This is a genomic window from Pseudomonas sp. TE6283 (assembly GCF_054060555.1).
In genome coordinates this window covers 1-12,928 of the sequence record NZ_JBSSDH010000025.1, presented here as the reverse complement: position 1 = coordinate 12,928, position 12,928 = coordinate 1, and the positions used below count along the sequence as shown (strand labels likewise).

General features: G+C 63.9%; 15 protein-coding genes. 8 read left to right on the top strand and 7 right to left on the bottom strand.

Annotation, left to right across the window (positions count from 1 at the left end; genetic code table 11):
• Nucleotides 1–140 precede the first annotated feature (140 nt).
• The 4 genes from ACVWZ5_RS23310 to ACVWZ5_RS23295 are packed head-to-tail and all read right to left on the bottom strand — an operon-like array spanning nucleotide 141 to nucleotide 4,325.
• Nucleotides 141–1,973 carry an ABC transporter ATP-binding protein gene (locus ACVWZ5_RS23310; RefSeq protein WP_457340891.1) on the bottom strand — a complete coding sequence of 611 codons (1,833 nt, stop codon included), beginning with the start codon at nucleotides 1,971–1,973 and terminating at the stop codon, nucleotides 141–143.
• A gap of 51 nt (nucleotides 1,974–2,024) precedes the next feature.
• A complete protein-coding gene (locus ACVWZ5_RS23305) occupies nucleotides 2,025–2,582 on the bottom strand; it encodes a peptidylprolyl isomerase (RefSeq protein ID WP_062574821.1) in 558 nt (185 codons plus the stop codon).
• Complete coding sequence (locus tag ACVWZ5_RS23300) at nucleotides 2,576–3,388, bottom strand: alpha/beta fold hydrolase (RefSeq protein ID WP_084943644.1); 813 nt, start codon at nucleotides 3,386–3,388, stop codon at nucleotides 2,576–2,578. The genes ACVWZ5_RS23305 and ACVWZ5_RS23300 overlap by 7 nt, the downstream gene beginning before the upstream one ends.
• 13 nt (nucleotides 3,389–3,401) lie before the next feature.
• Entirely contained in the window at nucleotides 3,402–4,325 is a 924-nt protein-coding gene (locus tag ACVWZ5_RS23295; protein ID WP_028693074.1) for a LysR family transcriptional regulator, read from the bottom strand.
• 50 nt (nucleotides 4,326–4,375) lie between these two features.
• Between ACVWZ5_RS23295 and ACVWZ5_RS23290 the strand changes: the two genes are divergently transcribed.
• From ACVWZ5_RS23290 to ACVWZ5_RS23280, 3 genes are all read left to right on the top strand, one after another.
• The gene (locus ACVWZ5_RS23290) at nucleotides 4,376–4,690 is read left to right on the top strand and encodes a hypothetical protein (protein ID WP_050706798.1); all 315 of its coding nucleotides are present in this window, start codon (nucleotides 4,376–4,378) and stop codon (nucleotides 4,688–4,690) included.
• A gap of 110 nt (nucleotides 4,691–4,800) precedes the next feature.
• Nucleotides 4,801–5,400, top strand: a complete 600-nt coding sequence (locus ACVWZ5_RS23285; protein WP_062574818.1) for an FMN-dependent NADH-azoreductase — start codon at nucleotides 4,801–4,803, stop codon at nucleotides 5,398–5,400.
• 225 nt (nucleotides 5,401–5,625) lie between these two features.
• On the top strand, nucleotides 5,626–6,498 hold the full coding sequence (locus ACVWZ5_RS23280; RefSeq protein ID WP_062574817.1) for a carboxylate/amino acid/amine transporter: 873 nt from the start codon (nucleotides 5,626–5,628) through the stop codon (nucleotides 6,496–6,498).
• A gap of 3 nt (nucleotides 6,499–6,501) precedes the next feature.
• Here ACVWZ5_RS23280 and ACVWZ5_RS23275 read toward each other — a convergent pair whose 3' ends face one another.
• The gene (locus ACVWZ5_RS23275; RefSeq protein WP_062574816.1) at nucleotides 6,502–7,704 is read right to left on the bottom strand and encodes an MFS transporter; all 1,203 of its coding nucleotides are present in this window, start codon (nucleotides 7,702–7,704) and stop codon (nucleotides 6,502–6,504) included.
• Nucleotides 7,705–7,869: 165 nt separating this feature from the next.
• A complete protein-coding gene (locus tag ACVWZ5_RS23270) occupies nucleotides 7,870–9,171 on the bottom strand; it encodes a mechanosensitive ion channel family protein (protein ID WP_084943648.1) in 1,302 nt (433 codons plus the stop codon).
• A 142-nt stretch (nucleotides 9,172–9,313) separates the two neighbouring features.
• Between ACVWZ5_RS23270 and ACVWZ5_RS23265 the strand changes: the two genes are divergently transcribed.
• The 3 genes from ACVWZ5_RS23265 to ACVWZ5_RS23255 all read left to right on the top strand — a co-directional run bounded on the left by ACVWZ5_RS23265 (nucleotide 9,314) and on the right by ACVWZ5_RS23255 (nucleotide 11,317).
• On the top strand, nucleotides 9,314–10,639 hold the full coding sequence (locus ACVWZ5_RS23265) for a DEAD/DEAH box helicase (protein WP_028693084.1): 1,326 nt from the start codon (nucleotides 9,314–9,316) through the stop codon (nucleotides 10,637–10,639).
• Between the two features lie 158 nt (nucleotides 10,640–10,797).
• On the top strand, nucleotides 10,798–11,106 hold the full coding sequence (locus ACVWZ5_RS23260) for a BrnT family toxin (RefSeq protein WP_050706788.1): 309 nt from the start codon (nucleotides 10,798–10,800) through the stop codon (nucleotides 11,104–11,106).
• On the top strand, nucleotides 11,081–11,317 hold the full coding sequence (locus ACVWZ5_RS23255; protein ID WP_084943651.1) for a BrnA antitoxin family protein: 237 nt from the start codon (nucleotides 11,081–11,083) through the stop codon (nucleotides 11,315–11,317). Before ACVWZ5_RS23260 ends, ACVWZ5_RS23255 begins: the two co-directional genes overlap by 26 nt.
• 11 nt (nucleotides 11,318–11,328) lie before the next feature.
• On the opposite strand, the gene ACVWZ5_RS23250 is transcribed toward ACVWZ5_RS23255, so the two are convergent.
• Nucleotides 11,329–11,598 (bottom strand): hypothetical protein, encoded by a 270-nt coding sequence (locus tag ACVWZ5_RS23250; protein WP_050706787.1) that lies wholly within the window; start codon nucleotides 11,596–11,598, stop codon nucleotides 11,329–11,331.
• A 220-nt stretch (nucleotides 11,599–11,818) separates the two neighbouring features.
• On the opposite strand from ACVWZ5_RS23250, the gene ACVWZ5_RS23245 reads away from it, so the two are divergent.
• Together ACVWZ5_RS23245 and ACVWZ5_RS23240 are read left to right on the top strand one after the other, a co-directional pair.
• Nucleotides 11,819–12,046 carry a hypothetical protein gene (locus ACVWZ5_RS23245; protein ID WP_062574814.1) on the top strand — a complete coding sequence of 76 codons (228 nt, stop codon included), beginning with the start codon at nucleotides 11,819–11,821 and terminating at the stop codon, nucleotides 12,044–12,046.
• On the top strand, nucleotides 12,013–12,816 hold the full coding sequence (locus ACVWZ5_RS23240; RefSeq protein ID WP_143514973.1) for a hypothetical protein: 804 nt from the start codon (nucleotides 12,013–12,015) through the stop codon (nucleotides 12,814–12,816). Before ACVWZ5_RS23245 ends, ACVWZ5_RS23240 begins: the two co-directional genes overlap by 34 nt.
• Nucleotides 12,817–12,928: the final 112 nt, after the last annotated feature.

Sequence of the window (12,928 nt, the reverse complement as noted above, 5' to 3'; positions counted from 1 at the left end):
GCTATCCCTGTAGGAGCGGCCTTGTGTCGCGAAAGGGCCGCAAAGCGGCCCCAGGATTTCAGCGTTGATGCAAAGATCGCCGGGGCCGCGTTGCGGCCCTTTCGCGACACGAGGCCGCTCCTACAGGGGTCGCGTCTAACTCAGTCGACGCCGACGAACCCCCCGGTCTGGTGATGCCACAACCGCGCATACAACCCGCGCTGTGCCAGCAGCTCGGCATGGCTGCCGCTTTCGACGATATGCCCCTTGTCCAGCACGATCAGCCGGTCCATGCGGGCGATGGTCGACAGGCGGTGGGCGATGGCGATCACCGTCTTGCCCTGCATCAGCGTCTCCAGGCTCTCCTGGATCGCCGCCTCGACCTCTGAGTCCAGTGCCGAGGTGGCCTCGTCCATGATCAGGATCGGCGCGTTCTTCAGCAATACCCGGGCAATGGCGATGCGCTGGCGCTGGCCGCCGGAGAGCTTGACGCCGCGCTCGCCGACATGGGCGTCGAAGCCGGTGCGGCCCTGGGCATCGGACAGCTGCGGGATGAACTCGTCGGCCCGGGCCCGGCGCACTGCTTCCCAGACTTCCTCGTCACTGGCATCCGGCCGGCCGTACAGCAGGTTGTCGCGGATCGAGCGGTGCAGCAGCGAGGTGTCCTGGGTGATCATGCCGATCTGCGCGCGCAAGCTGGCCTGGTTGACCTCGGCGATGTCCTGGCCGTCGATGAGGATGCGCCCGCTGTCGATGTCGTACAGGCGCAGCAGCAGGTTGACCAGGGTCGACTTGCCGGCGCCGGACGGACCGATCAGGCCGATCTTCTCGCCGGGGCGGATGTCCAGGTTCAGCGCGTCGATCACCTTGCCGCCCTTGCCGTAGTGGAAGTCGACATGGTCGAAGCGCACCGCACCGCGGCTGACCTTGAGCGCCGGAGCATTGGGCCTGTCGCTGACGGTGACCGGCTGGGCAATGGTCTGCAGGCCGTCCTGGACCATGCCGATGTTCTCGAAGATGCCGTTGACCACCCACATGATCCAGCCGGACATGTTGACGATGCGGATCACCAGGCCTGTGGCCAGGGCGATGGCGCCGACGCTGATCAGCGACTGGCTCCACAGCCACAGGGCAAGGCCGGTGGTGGTGACCACCAGCAGGCCGTTCAGCGAGGTAATGACCACATCCATGCTGGTGATCACCCGCGAGGCCAGCTGGGTCTTCTCGGTCTGCTCGCTGATCGCCTCGCGGGCGTACTGCTGCTCGTAGTCGGTGTGGGCGAACAGCTTGAGCGTGGCGATGTTGGTGTAGCCGTCGACGATGCGCCCCATCAGCTTGGAGCGGGCGTCGGAGGAAATCACCGAGCGCTCCTTCACCCGTGGCACGAAGTAGTACAGCGCACCGATATAGCAGGCGATCCACACCAGCAGCGGCAGCATCAGCCGCCAGTCGGCCTCGGCGAACAGCACCAGCGCACTGATGGCGTAGATCAGCACGTGCCACAGCGCGTCCACCGCCTGCACCGCCGAATCGCGCAAGGAGTTGCCGGTCTGCATGATGCGCTGGGCGATGCGCCCGGCGAAGTCGCTCTGGAAGAAGTTCAGGCTCTGCTTGAGCACGTAGGTGTGGTTTTGCCAGCGGATCAGGCTGGTCATGCCCGGGCTGATGGTCTGGTGCACCAGCAGGTCGTGCAGGCCGAAGAACACCGGCCGCAGCACCAGCACCACCACCAGCATCCAGATCAGCTCGCCGCTGTGCTCGCTGAAGAAGTTGGCGTTGGGCGTGCCCTGGGCCAGGTCGATGATCCGGCTCAGGTAGCTGAACAGCGCCACCTCGATCAGCGAGGCGACCAGGCCGACGATCAGCAGGGCGAGGAAACTCGGCCACACCTGGCGCAGGTAATAGAGATAGAAGGGCCAGACCTTGCCGGGAGGCGCCTCACTGGGCGCCTCGCGGAAGATATCGATCAACTGCTCGAAACGACGGTACAGCATGGGTGACGACACTCCTGTTCGACCCGACTCACGTCCCTGTGTGGCGCGGGATCAATCGATGCGTTTGGCCGACTTGATGTAGACCGGATCCGCCGGCACATCACGCATGCCTTTCTTGACGGTGGTCGGCGAGTTGACGATCTGGTCGACCACCTCCATGCCCTTGGTGACTTTGCCGAACACCGCGTAGCCACGGTCGCGGCCCGGGTTGAGGAAGTCGTTGTCGGCGACGTTGATGAAGAACTGGCTGGTGGCCGAGTTCGGGTCGGAGGTGCGGGCCATGGACAGGGTGCCGCGGGTGTTCTGCAGGCCGTTGCTCGCTTCGTTGCGGATCGGGTCCTTGGTGCTCTTCTGCACCATCTGGTCGGTAAAGCCACCGCCCTGGACCATGAAGCCCGGGATCACGCGGTGGAAGATGGTGTTGTTGTAGAAGCCGCTGTCCACGTACTGGAGGAAGTTCTTGGTACTGATCGGCGCTTTTTCTGCGTTCAGCTCGATCTCGATCTTGCCGAAGCTGGTGACCAGCTCAACGTGCGGGGTCTTGTCGGAGGCCATGACGCTGGTGGCGAAGGCGACCGAGCAGGCGGTGAGCAGAAGTTTTTTCAGCATGGGCTCAAAGATCCTTGAGAGGTGGAAGCGGCTGCGAGGAACTGCAGCACGGTACGGTTGAAGACTTCGGGTTGATCCAGGGGCGTAGCGTGCCGCGAATCGTCGATGACCGCCAGCCTTGTGTTGGGCATCAGGGCGACGTAACGCTCCTTCAGTTGTATCGGTGTGTAATCGTGGTCGGCGGCGATCACCAGGGTGGGACAGCGGATCTGGCCGATGCGTTCCTGCACGCCCCAGTCGACGATGGCGTCGAAGCTTTTCAAATAGGCACGCTTGTCGTTGCGCGCCCAGCGCTCGGCCATCTTGCGCCGCAGTTCGGTCTGCTCCGGCTTGGGAAACAGCCGCGCAGCCAGGCCCTTGCCGACGGTCTCGACGCTGAGCAGGCGTGCCAGGCCCCAGCGCTTGAGCCACCAGATCCAGTCGCTGCGGGTGCGTCGCTTGACCTCGGGGGCGCTGTTGACGATGCACAGGCTGCGCAGCCAGTCGGGGTGGTCGACGGCAAACTGGAAACCGACCATGCCGCCCATGGACAGGCCGACGAAGTGCACCGGGCCGGTGTCCAGATGGCGCAGCAGGGCCAGCAGATCCTCGCTGAAAGTCTTTATCTGGTAGCCCTTGCGCGGCTTGGAGGATTGCCCGTGGCCGCGGATGTCCATGAGGATCACCCGATACTGGCGGCCGAGCTCGGGCACCTGCAGTTCCCAGTCCTGGCTGCTCGAACCCAGCCCGTGCAGCAGCACCAGGGGCTCGCCCTGGCCATGTTCCTCGTAATGCAGCAGGCATCCGTCATGTTCGAAACAGGCCATGGGCGCGGTCCTCTCAGGCTTGCGGGGGGGCTGCGAAGGGCACGTCCAGCGGCGCGGTGTCGAAATTGCGCAGCAGTTCGATGAGGATCTGCGTGGCCGGGCCCAGGGTCTTTTCCTTGCTGGAGTAAAGGTAGAACAGCGGATGGCGGCTGCCACCCTGATCCAGCGGCAGGGGCTTGAGCACGCCTTCGCGCAGCTCGCGCTCGATCATGTGCCGGGGCAGCCAGGCAAAACCCAGGCCGCTGCCGACGAAGGTCGCCGCGGTGCCCAGGCTGCCGACCGTCCAGCGCTGCTCGGCGCCGAGCCAGCCGACATCGCGTGGCTGGGCCCGGCCGGAGTCGCGGATCACCACCTGCAACTGGCTTTCCAGATCCTGGAAGGTGATCTCGCGGCCCATGCGGTGCAGGGCGTGCTCGGGGTGGGCGACGGCGATGAACTCCACCGGGCTCAGTTCGGTGCCCAGGTAGCCGCCGATGTTGAAGCTGCTGATGGCAAGGTCGGCGATGCCTTCGTGCAGCACTTCCTCGACCCCCGACAGCACTTCTTCGCGCAGGCGCACCCGGCAGCCGCGGCTCTGCGGCATGAAGGCGGCCAGGGCGCGCACCAGGCGGGCGCTGGGGTAGGCGGCGTCGACCACCAGGCGCACTTCGGCTTCCCAGCCTTGCTCCATGTGGTGAGCCAGGTCTTCCAGCTGGCTGGCCTGCTTGACCAGTTGCCGCGAACGGCGCAGCAGCACGCTGCCGGCCTCGGTCAGCACCGCCTTGCGCCCATCGATGCGCAGCAGCGGCACGCCCAGTTGCTCCTGCATCCGCGCCACGGTGTAGCTCACCGACGACTGCGAACGATGCAGGGCCTCGGCGGCCTGGGCGAACCCGCCGTGGTCGACCACCGCCTGCAGGGTCCGCCACTGATCCAGGGTAACGCGCGGTGCTTTCATCCAGGGCTCCTGTTGTCCTAAGCTGCGCTCTTCCCAAGGAGAGCGCCCGTATGAAGAAATGTTGTGCGGCTTTGCTGTTGTGCCTGCCCCTCGGGGCCATGGCATACCCGATCGACGTGGAAAAGGACCTGACCGGGGTCAAGGTCGACTACACCGCCTACGACACGGCCTACGACATCGGCTCGATCAGCCTCAACAACTATGGGCAGGTGCCGGCGGCGTGCAAGGTCACCTTCCGCAACGGTCCCGAGGCGCCACGGGTGCGCCGGGTCAATGTGCCCGCCGGCAGGAGCGTGGATGTCACCGCCAAGTTCAACCGGCAGATCATCAAGCTGCGCATCGTGCTCGACTGCAAAGCCGAATAAACAGATTAATCGATAGGTTGATCCCACTTTTTACGCTTTTTTATCGATAGGTCAACCATTAATCTCACCTCCATCGAATCGCCACCCTTTAGCGCCGATGGAGGCAGCCCATGTCCCGCGTACTGATCATCGAAAGCAGCGCCCGCCAGCAGGATTCCGTTTCCCGTCAACTGACCCTGGACTTCATCCAGCAATGGCAAGCGGCGCATCCCGCCGACGAGATCAAGGTGCGCGACCTGGCGGTGAACCCCGTGCCGCACCTGGACGCCAACCTGCTTGGCGGCTGGATGAAGCCTGAGGAACAGCGCAGCGCCGCCGAGCGTGAGGCGCTGGCGCGTTCCAATGCGCTGACCGACGAACTGCTGGCCGCCGACGTGCTGGTGATGGCCGCGCCGATGTACAACTTCACCATCCCCAGTACCTTGAAAGCCTGGCTGGACCACGTGCTGCGCGCCGGCATCACCTTCAAGTACACCCCGACCGGGCCGCAGGGTCTGCTCAACGGCAAGCGCGCCATCGTCCTGACCGCCCGCGGCGGCATCCATGCCGGTGCCAGCAGCGACCACCAGGAACCCTACCTGCGCCAGGTGATGGCCTTCATCGGCATCCACGATGTGGACTTCATCCACGCCGAAGGCCTGAACATGAGCGGCGAGTTCCACGAGAAGGGCCTGAACCAGGCCAAGGCAAGACTGGCCGCGGTGGCCTGAGCCGCGACGAATTCCCAACCCTGACACCTTGTTGCTCCTTTGGGTGTGCCTGCCCGGCCAGTTCATGGCCGGGCTTTTTTTATGCTCGTAAGAACGACGTGGGAGAACGGCGTGGGAGCGGGCAACAAAGGATGGCGAAGACCCCAAGCACCTCAACAATCCCCATGGTTGAACTGCACAGGCCCAACCCGCTAAGGTCCCCGCCTTGATCCACGAGGGCCAACCATGGGCTACCTGATAATCGTCGCGCTGATCCAGGCGTACTCCTTCAACCTGATCGGCGAATACCTGGCCGGCCACGTCGACAGCTACTTCGCCGTGCTGGTCCGGGTGCTGCTGGCCGGGCTGGTGTTCCTGCCACTGACCCGCTGGCGCCAGGTCGAGCCGCGCTTCATGCGCTCGATGCTGCTGATCGGCGCGCTGCAGTACGGCATCACCTATGTCTGCCTGTACCTCAGCTTCCGCGTGCTGACGGTGCCGGAGGTGCTGCTGTTCACCATCCTCACCCCGCTGCATGTCACCTTGATCGAGGATGCCCTGAACCGGCGCTTCAACCCCTGGGCGCTGCTCGCCGCCCTGGTGGCGGTGGCCGGCGCGGCGGTGATCCGCTTCGACACGGTCACCGGCGAGTTCTTCATGGGCTTCCTGCTGCTGCAACTGGCCAACTTCACCTACGCCGCCGGCCAGGTGCTGTACCGCCACCTGGTGGCCCGTCACCCCAGCGACCTGCCGCATTACCGCCGGTTCGGCTATTTCTACCTGGGCGCGTTGCTGGTGGTGTTGCCGGCCTTCCTGCTGTTCGGCAATACCCAGCACCTGCCGAGCACCGACACCCAGTGGCTGGTGCTGCTGTTCCTGGGCCTGTGCCCGACGGCGCTGGGGCTGTACTGGTGGAACAAGGGCGCCTGCCTGGTCTCCGGCGGCACCCTGGCGGTGATGAACAACCTGCATGTGCCGGTGGGCCTGCTGCTCAACCTGCTGATCTGGAACCAGGACGAACCGCTCGGGCGCCTGGCCGTTGGCGGTACGGTGATCCTGGCGTCGGTGTGGTTGAGCCGTTTGGGTGGCCAGCGCGCGAGGCTGCCGGGAGCAGCCTGAGGCTCATTGCCGGCGCGGCAGGCCCGTGTGCACGATCAGGCACAAGGGCAGTGTCAGCAGCAGCGTGCCTGCCAGCGCCATCAATCCCTGTTCCACTCCCGTGTGGTCGGATATCGCGCCGAGCAACACCGGCGCCAGCGCGCCGCCGCCGACGGTGCCGGTATAGAAGCAGGCGAACACCCGTTCCCGCTGCTCGCGGCCGGCGAAGTCCGGCACCAGCCCGGTCAGTACCGATGAAGTGCCGTTGAGTGCAACGCCGATCAGAGGCATCACCAGCATCAATGGCAGATAGGGCAACAGCAGCGCTACCAGGATCAGCGCGGCGGTCAGCAGCTCGGTACAGACCACGGTGCGTACCGGCCCCAGCCGGGCGCCCAGGTAGCCGCAGAACAGCTTGCCGAAGGCGCCGCCGATGAACAGCAATGTCAGGGCCAGGCCGATCTGCGCAGTGGTCGCGCCCTTGCCCTGCAGCAGGAATGGCAGGAAGGTCAGAAAACCCATGCGCACGCCACTGTCGAGGGTGCCGGTGGCGATCAGCGCCGCGAGCCCCGACCTTGAGCCAACCTGGTCGTGGGCTGTGGCCTTGTGCGTTGATCGCCCTGCGGGTGGTGCCTGACGCAACAGCCACCACAGCGCCGCTGCCGCCCCCAGGCCGAGCAGGCCAAGCGCGGTGGCGTTGGCCTGCCATGACACATACACCAGCACCAGGCCGACCAGGCCGGGGATCAGCGCCTTGCCGATATCCCCGGCGAAGTTGTACTGGGCCAGGGCCTGTTTCACCTTGCCACTGCCTTCGTAGGCATCGGCGACCAGCGCGCTGGCCAGCGGGTGCTGGGTGCTGGCGCCGAGGCCGGCGAGCATCAGGGCGATCAGCAGAAGGTTCAGGTCACTGGCCTGGGCGGCCAGCAGGTAGGCCAGCCCGGCCAGCGCCGTGCCGCGGACCAACAGGGCCTCGCGGCCCCAGCGCCGGGCGCCTTTGCTGGCCAGCAACTGAAAGCCCGCCATCATGCCGGCGTAGGCGCCGCGCAGCAGTCCGACCTGGGCGTAGCTGAGGCCGAAGGCGACCTGCCAGAGGGGCAGCAACACGTAGATGACATCGGTCAGCCCGTCATGCACGCCATGGGCGAGGCTGGCGGCGGCAAGCGCCTTGCGCCGAGGCGATGGCGGGGCGTCGTGCAGTGAAACGCTGGAAATGTCCTGAGGCATGGCTCGATCACGAGGGCTGTGGCAGGCGTCTGTCGAGCGTCAGGGATGGGCGTGGCGAGTGGGCCGTCGATCTTCCGTGATGACGTCGTCCTGGATGGCCCTAGGTTAGAGCGTCTTGGGGGCGCAATGCAAAGGGGCGCCCGCTCGGGCGCCCCGATTGGACGGTCAGGCTTCGCTCAATGCATCCAGGCTGCGTGGCTGGGTCTGAGGCAACGGCCTGGTCGCCAATCCCACCCGCATGTCTTTACCGCTCGGTTGCTGGTACAGGCTCAGCCCGAACTCCGGCAGCACCGCCAGCAGGTAGTCGAAGATATCGCCCTGGATGCGCTCGTATTCGGCCCATACCGTGGTGGTGGTGAAGCAGTAGATCTCCAGCGGCACGCCTTCGGCGGTGGTCTGCATCTGGCGGACCATGCAGGTCATGTTCGGGTGCACGTTGGGGTGGTTCTTCAGGTAGGCCAGGGCGAAGGCGCGGAAGGTGCCGATATTGGTCAGCTTGCGGCGGTTGGCCGAAAGCTCCGCCACCGGGCCCAGGGCCTCGTTCCAGTGATGCAGTTCCTGGCGCTTCTGCGCCAGGTAGTCGCCCAGCAGGCGTACCTGGCCCAGGCGCTGTTCTTCGTCCGGGCTGAGGAAGCGCACGCCGGCGGCGTCGATGAACAGGCTGCGCTTGATCCGACGCCCGCCGGACTGCTGCATGCCGCGGTAGTTGCGGAACGACTCGCTCATCAGGCGCCAGGTGGGGATCGAGACGATGGTCTTGTCGAAGTTCTGTACCTTGACCGTGTGCAGGGTGATGTCCACCACGTCGCCGTCGGCGCCGGCCTGGGGCATCTCGATCCAGTCGCCGACGTGCAGCATGTCGTTGCTGGTCAGCTGCACGCTGGCGACGAACGACAGCAGGGTGTCCTTGTACACCAACAGCAGCACCGCCGACATGGCGCCCAGACCCGACAGCAGCAACAGCGGCGAGCGGTCGATCAGGGTGGCGACGATGACGATGGCGGCGAAGATCCACAGCATCATCTTGGCCAGCTGCATGTAGCCCTTGATCGAGCGGGTACGGGCGTGCTCGCTGCGGGCATAGATGTCCAGCAGCGCGTCGAGCAGGCAGGACAGGGCGCGGGTCATGAACAGCAGGGTCACCGCCAGGGCGACGTTGCCGAGGAAGTGCTGGGTGGTGGTCGACAGCTCCGGGACCAGCTTCAGGCCGAACTGCACCACCAGCGACGGGGTGGTCTGCGCCAGGCGGTGGAACACCTTGTTGTGGCGCAGGTCGTCCAGCCATCTGAGTGGCTGTTGGCGGCCGAGCAGGCGGGTGGAGTGCAGGATCAGAAAGCGTGCGAGGCGGCCGACCAGCAGCGAGACCAGCAGCAGCACGATCAGGCCGAGGGCGGCGTGCAGCAATGGGTGTTGGTCGAGCGTGCCCCAAAGGTCGAGGGCGTCGCGCCAGAAGCGTTGGATGTCCATGGGCGTGGAAGCGGTCTGTGTTGCGGTATGAAGGGGTATTAGAGCGTGGATCGGTGCAAAGTTGCCAAAAGAAATTCGGTTCTGGCCACGGAAAACGTTACCCTATGCAACTGAATTTTTCGCACTTGCCCGAGGTTACCCCGTGTTTTCCCAATTCGCCCTGCACGAACGCCTGCTCAAAGCCGTGGCCGAGCTGAAATTTGTCGAGCCGACGCCGGTGCAGGCAGCGGCCATTCCCCTGGCCCTGCAAGGGCGTGACCTGCGGGTGACGGCGCAGACCGGCAGCGGCAAGACCGCCGCCTTCGTGCTGCCGCTGCTCAACCGCCTGGTCGATCGCAGCGGCCCGAGCGTGGAGATCCGGGCGCTGATCCTGCTGCCGACCCGCGAGCTGGCCCAGCAGACCCTCAAGCAGGTGAAACTGTTCTCGCAGTTCACCTACATCAAGTCGGGGCTGGTCACCGGCGGTGAAGACTTCAAGGAACAGGCCGCCATGCTGCGCAAGGTGCCGGATGTGCTGATCGGCACCCCCGGCCGTCTGCTCGAGCAGCTCAATGCCGGCAACCTGGACCTGTCGCACGTGGAGGTGCTGATCCTCGACGAAGCCGACCGCATGCTCGACATGGGCTTTGCCGAAGACATGGAGCGCCTGTGCAAGGAGTGCGAGAACCGCAAGCAGACCCTGCTGTTCTCGGCGACCACGGGCGGTGCGGCCCTGCGCGACATCATCGGTAAAGTGCTCAAGGACCCTGAGCACCTGATGCTCAACAGTGTCTCGCAACTGGCCGAAGGCACCCGTCAGCAGATCATCACCGCCGACCATGACCAGCACAAAGAGCAGATCGTGCAGTGGCTGCTGGCCAACGAGACCTACCAGAAGGCAATCATCTTCACCAACACCCGTGCCCTGGCCGACCGTATCTACGGTCACCTGGTGGCCAAGGAGGTCAAGGCTTTCGTCCTGCACGGCGAGAAGGACCAGAAGGACCGCAAGCTGGCCATCGACCGCTTCAAGGATGGCGGCTCCAAGGTCCTGGTGGCCACTGACGTCGCGGCTCGCGGCCTGGACATCGACGGCCTGGACCTGGTGATCAACTTCGACATGCCTCGCAGCGGTGACGAGTACGTGCACCGTATCGGTCGCACCGGCCGTGCCGGTGGCGAAGGCCTGGCGATCTCGCTGATCACCCACAACGACTGGAACCTGATGTCCAGCATCGAACGCTACCTCAAGCAGCAGTTCGAGCGCCGCGTCATCAAGGAGGTCAAGGGTACCTACAGCGGGCCGAAGAAGGTCAAGGCCTCGGGCAAGGCAGCCGGCAGCAAGAAGAAAAAGGTCGAGAAGAAGGCCGGTGGCGACAAGAAGGGTGCCGCCAAGAAGAGGCCTACCGCCAAGCCCAAGGCCAATGCGCCTCTGGCCAGTTCCGACGGCCTGGCACCACTGAAAAAGCGCAAGCCAGCCGCTGAGTAAGTACCACCGGCAATGAGCCCGCCACTGCAACGGTGGCGGGTTGCTTCACCTCCTTCCCCAGGGCGCGTAGCCCATTTCCCAAACCCTGTTCAAGCCCGGGCATTTTGTCGCCTACCCGCCACACTCCTCTGGCATGTGCAGTCAAGGAGGAGTAGCGTATGTACAGCTGTAAATACGATTGTCCCGTACGATTTGAATGGGACGAGGAAAAGAACCTGCTCAACATCCGCAAGCACGGTATCGACTTCAACGACGTGCCCGAGATGTTCCGCCAGCCGATGCTGGCGTTGCGCGATGAGCGATTCGAGTACCCGGAGGCACGCTGGATCGGCATGGGCTGGATCAATGCCTGGGTCAGCGTGGTCGCCTACACCGAACGGCAGGGTGATGTGATCCGCATCATTTCCGCCAGAAGAGCCACACGACGTGAGGTAACGCGCTATGTCGAAACCGTCCAGAAGCTGTGAGCAAGACCAAGCCACTGTCGATACCTCGGACATCCCCGAGCTCGACGATGACTTCTTCCGCCGCGCCGAGCTGCGAGTGCCGGCCAAGCAAACGGTGACCATCCGCCTGGACGCCGACGTGCTGGCCTGGTTCAAGGAACAGGGGGCCGGCTACCAGACCCGCATCAACCAGTTGCTTCGCCAGTACATGCAGGCCCAGCAGCGACGCTGACACTGGCGCGGTCAGGTTTTCCTTTCCGCTTCTTTAAGTTCCTGGATGCGCTTGTCGATCAACTGGCATTTGTCCGGCAGGTCCTTGCTGGCCGTTCCGAGCTCCATGTGCTGGAGCTCGTCGTTTATCTCCTTGGCCTTGCGCGGGTTCTGTTCGGTCAACTGACTGACCAGCCCTGCCAGTTCTTCTCTTTTTTGCGTGGCCTCTTCCGGTGTGCAGGCCCAGATGGGCTGTGCACAGAGCAGGGTGGCCGCGCAGATAAGGCATGGCAACGGTTTCATCCCTCGACTCCTTGTTACCAGTGGATTCAGTCCGGTGGAGGCGTCGGGCTGCGAGGAAGTTCAGCCCGGGTGACTGCTGGTTCAGGCATCAGATGACTTTCACGGTTTTTTGACGATATTAATTTGATGCCATGATGATGGCCAAATAATATCTCGCGCTCTTTTTCCGTGGTCCAGGGACTGGATGATGTCTATGCGTTTTAACCGGGGGCGAGCTTGCATGCTTGCCGCCTTGCTGGCCTGCACGACCATGGGTACGGCCCGTGCTGCCTCACCCGGCGACCAGGACCTGATCCGCGACCGCCAGGACCGCCTGCTCGAAGAGCAGCAACGCCGCCTGGAAGAGCTGCGCAACCTGCCCGGCAAGGCCGCCGAACCCGGTGAAGCGCAACCGGCGGCCGACAAGGGCGTCAGTTGGATGCAGGTGCCGTGGCCATTGGCGGGGTGAAGCTCGCAGAGGACACCTATGAAGCCCTGCTGATGGCGAACTTCAAGCCTGATGAAGCCAAGGCGCTCATGCGCACGCCGAGTTTCCAGCAGGAGGTGCTGGCACGCCTTAACCAGATCGAACATGTGTTCGATAAGCACGAGGAGTCGACGAACGAGCTTGCCCGTCTGTGGGGGGCGATGGAGCTTGACCCTACGCCGATCACTGAACGTCGTGGTCCGGTGCAGATGGCGCTGACCTATAGCTCGCAAATCAATGAGTATCTGGATGCAGACCCGGAGCGGGGTCAGAAACTGGCTCTTGCTCTGGCGATGATCCAGGGGCCCAAGGCGGTTATACAGCTGGCGGTGTCGACAGCGATTGGGCAGACGGAGCTCGGTCAAGACCTCAATGAACAGTACGACCGTGCCATGACCCGAGTCGGCACGATGCTTGCCGAGCACATGGAAGGCGGCGGTGTTGTCCTGAATGGGGAGTCTGACAGCGACAAATTCCTGGTGGGGGGCGGCAAGCTCATCAGCAGCATGATTCTGGGTGTTGCCTCGGGGCGCAAAGGGAGTGGTGGGCATGAGGCCAAAAAGCCAACGACTACTCCTGTGGAGTTGCCAGGGGGCGGGAGGGGTGTCATTAATGGTGCGAAAGATGGAGGTACAGCTGGATTCAGTGGTGGTAAGCCCAGTGTATTGGATGATCCATACAGTCCACATTCTGTTGCTGAAAGGTCTAAGCTTAATAGAGAACACTATGGTCGGGATAATGCGGCGGATTGAATCGCCCCTGGTTTCCGAGACACTCTCCAAGCTCAGAAAATAGCGTTTCTCATACTCTACTGGAGACAGCTGCATAGCACTGCTGTGTCGACGCTTGGGGTTATAGAACATC